This window comes from Actinophytocola sediminis (genome assembly GCF_054779715.1).
In genome coordinates this window covers 1-5,203 of record NZ_BAAGXS010000088.1, presented here as the reverse complement: position 1 = coordinate 5,203, position 5,203 = coordinate 1, and the positions used below count along the sequence as shown (strand labels likewise).

4 protein-coding genes are annotated in these 5,203 nt (G+C 73.7%); 2 read left to right on the top strand and 2 right to left on the bottom strand.

Translation table 11 applies throughout. The features are described from left to right. Nucleotides 1–2,882 (top strand): SpoIIE family protein phosphatase (locus tag ACYVIP_RS39715; protein WP_460406153.1); only part of this gene is annotated, 2,882 nt, incomplete at its 5' end. A 13-nt stretch (nt 2,883–2,895) separates the two neighbouring features. On the opposite strand, the gene ACYVIP_RS39710 is transcribed toward ACYVIP_RS39715, so the two are convergent. Then, nucleotides 2,896–3,261, bottom strand: coding sequence for an STAS domain-containing protein (locus tag ACYVIP_RS39710; RefSeq protein WP_460406151.1), 366 nt, complete (start codon nt 3,259–3,261; stop codon nt 2,896–2,898). A 163-nt stretch (nt 3,262–3,424) separates the two neighbouring features. Next, nucleotides 3,425–4,648: a condensation domain-containing protein gene (locus tag ACYVIP_RS39705; RefSeq protein WP_460406149.1), complete on the bottom strand. Its 1,224-nt coding sequence runs from the start codon at nt 4,646–4,648 to the stop codon at nt 3,425–3,427. A gap of 176 nt (nt 4,649–4,824) precedes the next feature. On the opposite strand from ACYVIP_RS39705, the gene ACYVIP_RS39700 reads away from it, so the two are divergent. After that, a partial coding sequence (locus ACYVIP_RS39700; RefSeq protein ID WP_460406147.1) for a transglycosylase SLT domain-containing protein occupies nt 4,825–5,203 on the top strand: 379 nt, incomplete at its 3' end.

The following is a 5,203-nucleotide window of genomic DNA, read 5'->3' as shown; positions in this document are numbered from 1 at the left end:
CCGCGCGGGCCGTCGCGCTGCCGCTCCGCGGCGCCGAAGGGGGACTCGGCGTCCTGGTCGCCGGCGTCGACGACGACAAGCGCGCCCGCGAGCTCGCCGACCTGGTCGCGCACGCGGCGACCGCGGCCATCGTGGCCGCCGAGTCCCGCCGGCAGGACCGCGGCCGCATGGCCGAGCTGGAGGAGCTCGACGCCGCCAAGAGCGATCTGCTGGCCAGCGCCAGCCACGAGCTGCGCACCCCGCTCACCATGGTGTCCGCGCCGGCCGAGGAGGCGCTCGCGGACACCGACCAGCCACTGCCGCCCGCCCAGCGTGAACGGGTCCGGCTGATCTACCGCAACGCCGCGCGCCTGCGCCGGATGCTCAGCGACTTCCTCGACGTCACCCGGATCTCCAGCGGCGGCCTGCTGGCCGACCGGGTCGCCACCGAGCTCGGTCAGCTCACCAGGGAGATCGCCACGTCCTACGCGCCGGCCATCGAGCACGGCGGGCTGGAGTTCGAGGTGGACAGTCCCGACCTGTCCAGGATGGCCTTCGTCGACCGGGAGATGTGGGAGCGGATCGTGCTGAACCTGCTCTCCAACGCGCTCAAGTTCACCCTGGACGGCCGGATCACCCTGCGGCTGCGCGGCGAGGCCGACGACGTGGTGCTGACGGTGACCGACACCGGCATCGGCATCCCGCCCGACCAGCTTCCCTTGCTGTTCAACAGGTTCCACCGGGTGCACGGCAACACCGGGCGCACCGGCGAGGGCGCGGGCATCGGGCTCGCGCTGGTCAACGAGCTGGTGGCGCTGCACGACGGCACCGCGGCCGCGCACAGCGCCGAGGACACCGGCAGCACGTTCGAGGTGCGACTGCCCTACGGCGCGGGCGCGCTGAGCTCCCCGGCCCGCCATCCCGGCTGGGTGCGCGAGGTGCACCTGGCGGAGGCGTTCGGCTGGCTGACCAACGTCCAGGAGCCGCCGCGCACCCTCGACGGCGGCCCGCCCGTGCTGGTCGTCGAGGACAACGCCGAGCTGCGCGGCTACCTCGTCCGCCTGTTAAGTCCACAGTGGACGATCCAGGCGACGACCGACGCCGGCACCGCGCTGGCCCTGGCCCGCGCGATGAAGCCCGCGCTGGTGCTCGCCGGCGCCAACCTGCCGAGGATGAGCGGCCTGGCGCTGCTGAACGCGCTGCGCGGCGACCCGACCACCCGCAACGTGCCGATCATCCTGCTGTCGGCCAAGGCGGGCGCGAAGGCGACCGCGGACGCGCTGCACGCCGGCGCGGACGACTACCTGGTCAAGCCGTTCTCCTCGGTCGAGCTGCTGGCCAGGGTGCGCTCGACCATCGAGCTGGCGCGGCTGCGTGCCCAGCAGAGCGACCGCGAGGTGATCCAGGCGCGGTTCGCCGAGCAGCTCGCCGGGGCCACCGAGGTGCACGAGGTACTGGCCGTGGCCACCGAACACCTCGGCGCGTCCTGGGGCGCCGAGGTGGTGACCGTGGTGGCCTGGGACCCTGCCGGACAGCCGACGGTGCTGGCCGGCAGGCCGTGGGAGTCGCTGCCGGCCGACGTCCGGTTGGAGCTGGAGGACCTGCGCCACCAGCCAGGACTCTCGGTGACCAGCCGGCCGGCGGACGCGACCGGGTCGGGCGCGGGTGCCGGGGCCACCATCGACGTGCTCGGCGAGCACACCGTGGTCTGGCTGGCGCTGCCCGCCGAGCCGACGCTGAACAGCTCCGACCGCAACCTGCTGCACGCGCTGTGCGGGCAGCTCGGGATGGCGTTGAGCCGGGCGCGGTCCTTCGAGCAGCAGCGGACCGTGGCGGTCACCCTGCAGCGGTCGATCCTCAGCCCGGCGACCACCCCCGGCGGCGGGTTCGCCGCCCGCTACGAGCCCGCCCAGCGCCCGCTGGAGGTCGGCGGCGACTGGTACGACATCGTCGACCTGCCCTACGGCGGCACTGGGCTGGTGGTCGGCGACTGTGTCGGGCGCGGGCTGGCGGCGGCGACCGTGATGGGCCAGCTGCGCAGCGCGTGCCGGGCGTTGTTGCTGCAGCACAACAGCCCGGCGGCGACGCTGAGCGCGCTCGACGGGTTCGCCGGCACGCTCGAGGGCGGCGCGTGCACGACCGTGCTGTGCGCGTGGCTCTCGCCGGACACCGGCGTGCTCACCTACAGCTCCGCCGGCCATCCGCCGCCGATCGTGGTGGACCCCGACGGCCACCGGACCCTGCTCGACCAGGCATCGTCGGTCCCGCTCGCCGTGCGGGTGCCGGCTCCCCGGCCGGAGCAGACGGTGACCCTGACCCCGGGCTCGACGCTGCTGCTGTACACCGACGGCCTGGTGGAGCGTCCTGGCCGGCCGATCGACGACGGCATCGACGCGGCGGCCGACATCGTGGTCGCCGGCAGGCGGGTGCCGGAGGAGGCGTTGGCCGACCGGGTGCTTGGCGCCGTCGGTCCCCGCACCGGCGCCGACGACGTGGCGGTGCTGCTCTACCGCCAGGCGGCCCCCGGCGCGGCCCGGTTCGCCAGGTCGTTCCCGGCCGACCCGACCCAGCTGCGGCCGGCGCGGGTGGCGTTGCAGACCTGGCTCACCGCGTGGTCGGTCGACCAGGACGTGATCGAGCGGGCGAGCCTGGCCGCGGGCGAGGCGTGGACCAACGCGCTGGAGCACGGCTACCAGCTCGACCACCAGCAGACCGTGCACACCACGGCCACGGTGCACGCCGGTGAGCTGGAGGTCGTGGTGGCCGACCTCGGCACCTGGCGCACCCCCGGCCCGGCGGGCAACCGAGGCCGCGGCATCCGCCTGATGGAAGGGGTGTGCGATCAGGTGGTCATCGAGACCGACCAGCAGGGCACGACGGTCCGGCTGGTGTTCGCGCTCTGACCACTCGGCCTGACTACTCGGCCGCCGGCGTGCCCAACGCGTCGTCGAGGCTGGCGTGCACGGAGAAGACCTGGTCGAGTGCGGTGACCTGGATGGCGCGCGGCACGACCGAGCCGGTGGCCACCAGCGCGAGCAGCACCCCGCGCTCGACGCACTGGTTGTTCAGGTCGACGAGCAGGGCCAGCCCCGCCGAGCCGATGAAGGTCAGCCCGGACAGGTCGACGACCAGCGGCGAGGGCACCGAAGCCAGCTCGGACAGGCCAGTCAGTTGCTCACGCAGCACCGGCACGGTGGCCAGGTCCAGCTCGCCCCGAACCGACACCACGACCGCACTGCCCCGGGCGTCGACGCCCACGGTGAGCAGATCCGAAGAACCCACTGCGCCTCCAGCTCAATTCGCTCGACCGGCGGCCAGCCTACAAAGGTCTTCGGGTGCCACGGGCCGGCAGGGCCCCGAAGGAGTGGCTCGACTGGCGAGTCTCGGTCATGCCCCGAATGGGTCATTCGGGGCGTTGAACGTCCCGAATGCCTCATTCAGGGCATCAGGCTCCCGGTCCGACACTTTCCGGTTTCACCTGGTAGGCGGCCGAGAACAGCAGGTTCTCCAGCGCCCGCAGGCTGTCCTCGACCGGCACCAGCGGGGTGTCGGCGTGCAGGCTGACCTCCGAGCGGCCGACCGTGAGCTGGCAGCCGCCGACCGGCCGGGGACCAGCCGGCGGCGGCTCCCGGTGCCCGAGCGGCCGGACGTCGATGCTGGCGAACGGCCGGCCGGGCACCGCCTTGGCCAGCTTGTCCGGGTCGTAGCGGGCGAACCGGTGCGCGCGCACCACGGTCCGCCAGGTCTGGTCCACCAGGTCGCCGAAGCTGGGCACCGCGAGGTTGAGCACGACCAGCCCGTCCTGGGCGATCGCGCCGACCACGTCCCGGCAGTCGGGGCGGAACCGGTTGCTCACCACCGTGCGCATGGCGACCAGGTGCTGGTCGGTCAGCGTGCCGATCACCTTCGCGGCCGCGGCCAGGTACACCGTCGACGGCCGCACGCCGTGCCGCTGGGCGACCACGTGCGCGGCGTTGGCCAGCGTCGTCGACCGCAGGGTCGCCGCGGCCGGCTCGCCGGGCGGGGCGGTGACCAGGGTGGCCCGGCGCAGCTCGGTGCGCCAGTGCCGGATCGCGCGCTCGGTGAGCTCCCCGCCATCGGTGCGCTGCCGCTCGGCGTCGTCCACCGGCTGGGCGGCCGAGCGGACCGGCAGCGCGCCGCGCAACAACAGCCGCAGGTCCTTGACCACCAGCTCCATGCCGTGGTCGTCGACCGCGAGCGGGCTGCAGGCCAGCACGATGTGCCGCACGATGTCGGCGGCCACCACGACGGCCACCCGCAGCGGCCACTCCTCGACGTGGTTGAACGGCGGCACCACCAGCCGGGTACGCGCCTGCGCGACCGCCGTCGCGGTCTCGTCGACGCCGCAGTGCACCACGTCCAGGGAGATCCCGCCGGTGCTGGCGACCTGCTGGCGGACCAGCTCGGCGACCCCGTCCGCCAGGTCGGCCGGCAGGTCCTCCGGGCGGTCGGGGCCGATCAGTCTGGTGCGCAGCGCCTCGTGCCGGCCGACGAGCGCGGTGATCGCGTCCACGGCCAGCGGCACCAGCACCGGCGGGGTGTCCAGGACCCGACCGAGGTTGAGTGCGCTGCGCTGACGCATGACCTGTCGTTGGCCCCAGGTGAGCGGGGCGACCAGGCTCCGCTCACCGGTGAACACGATCTTCATGTTGACCCTGGCCTTCGCGAAGCGATCGGCGGTGAAGAAAACCTGACGGCGCGCGAGTTTGGCACGCCACCAGACCGCTAACAAGAGACCGTACGGGTGTTTCATCCGTGCAGTCCGGGTGCCCGGTCGTGCACTCTCCATGATCACCCGCGCGCGGCCGGGGCACGCTCGGCGCCATGACCACGCTGTCGCCACGGCAGATCGCCGAGTACGCGCACGACGCCGGCTTCCGCGGCCGGGACCTCACCACCGCGGTCGCGATCGCGCTGGCCGAGTCGAGCGGCCGGACCACGGCACACAACGACACCCCGCCGGACGACTCCTACGGCCTGTGGCAGATCAACATGCTCGGCGCGCTCGGGCCGGAACGCCGCCGCCAGTTCGACCTCGACCGGGACCGCGACCTGTTCGACCCGGCGACCAACGCCGAGGCCGCCTTCGAGATCTCCGGCCGGGGCACCTCGTTCCGGCCGTGGACCACGTTCACCAGCGGGGCCCACGAACAGTTCCTGGACAAGGCCCGGCGCGCGGCGGCCGCGGCCGGGCGGCCCCGGC

Coding starts and splice junctions, on each gene's coding strand:
- ACYVIP_RS39705 (WP_460406149.1), bottom strand. CDS start 4,648: ATGAAGATCGTGTTCACCGGTGAGCGGAGCCTGGTCGCCCCGCTCACC.